The 1,051-nt window shown below is 56.2% G+C and carries 2 protein-coding genes; both read right to left on the reverse strand.

Annotated elements, in window-relative coordinates; genetic code table 11:
• Window positions 1-423 (reverse strand): nucleic acid-binding protein (locus C5B91_RS21115; RefSeq protein ID WP_119713020.1); only part of this gene is annotated, 423 nt, incomplete at its 3' end.
• On the reverse strand, window positions 420-671 hold the full coding sequence (locus tag C5B91_RS21120; RefSeq protein ID WP_049917668.1) for a ribbon-helix-helix protein, CopG family: 252 nt from the start codon (window positions 669-671) through the stop codon (window positions 420-422). The genes C5B91_RS21115 and C5B91_RS21120, both read right to left, overlap by 4 nt.
• Between the last annotated feature and the right edge of the window lie 380 nt (window positions 672-1,051).

Consider the following 1,051-nt stretch of genomic DNA (forward strand, 5'->3'; position numbering starts at 1 on the left):
GTCAGTAACGAAGAGACTCGTTTCAGTCTGAAGCGCTCGCATCAGCTCAGCCGCCGCTGATTTCTCGAGTTCTCCCCGTGTAGACGCAAGCACGAGAATCCCAATCGAGCCATGGACTTCCACATCGCGATCGTTCGCAGCGTCTCGTGCTGCAAGGTCGTCAGTCAGGAGGACGGCAGCGCGTTCAGATGCGACGGTGAGTGCAGCTGTCTCACCGGGGTCCAACTCGACGCCAAGGCCGGTTGTATCACTCTCGACCAGTTCGTACTCAATGGTTTCGAGCGCAGGTGGGACCATCCCCGCCTCGAGTTCTTGGTAGACAGTCTGTGGAATCAGCAGCTCGTCGACGACCGAGAGCAATGCAAGCGCGTCAATCTCGTCGAGATGAATAATGGGGCCCGCATCAACAACCGCGAGGATCACGCATTCAGTCCCCACCGAACATCGTCTTCGACGGCCTGTACCTCCTGCTCTGCTCGCTTGACACGATCTCGACCGACGAGGTTGATTGCGGTCTCGCGGTCGATTTCGTCGTCGATGTATCGCGAGAGGACGAGGTCAACCCAGAGATCTTCGACGCCGCGTTCCAACGCCTGTTCGAGGATCTCTGATTCGGGGATACCCCGCGCTTCGGCGATTTCTTGCACCCGTTCAGTGAGATCCGTGGCCATGGGTAAATAATTGCTCTGTGGTGACTTAAACATCTGTGGACCCCCTCTAGGAGTTCTCAGAAACGACCTTGGACAACCGTTTCGTTCATGCTCACATCGACATCATCCGAACCACCACTCTTTGCGAGATGGAGGTACCGTTGGCGCTCGCTGCCACGCCGTTAACCAACATCGCGGAAGTCTGCGGTTCTGTGTTGGTTAACAATATAGTGGGCTCAGAACTGATGAAGAGACATCACGCGGAACGTATCTGGCTCAGCATTCGGCGGCTCGTCAATTCGGTCAAGGGATAACCGCGAGAGTCGACTGACCAGTTCGTTACGAACTGCTCCACGGCTGACTATTGTTTCGTGCCAGCCGAGACGGTCGTCGAAATACCG

The sequence above is a fragment of the Haloferax sp. Atlit-10N genome (assembly GCF_003586325.1).
GTDB lineage: Archaea > Halobacteriota > Halobacteria > Halobacteriales > Haloferacaceae > Haloferax > Haloferax prahovense.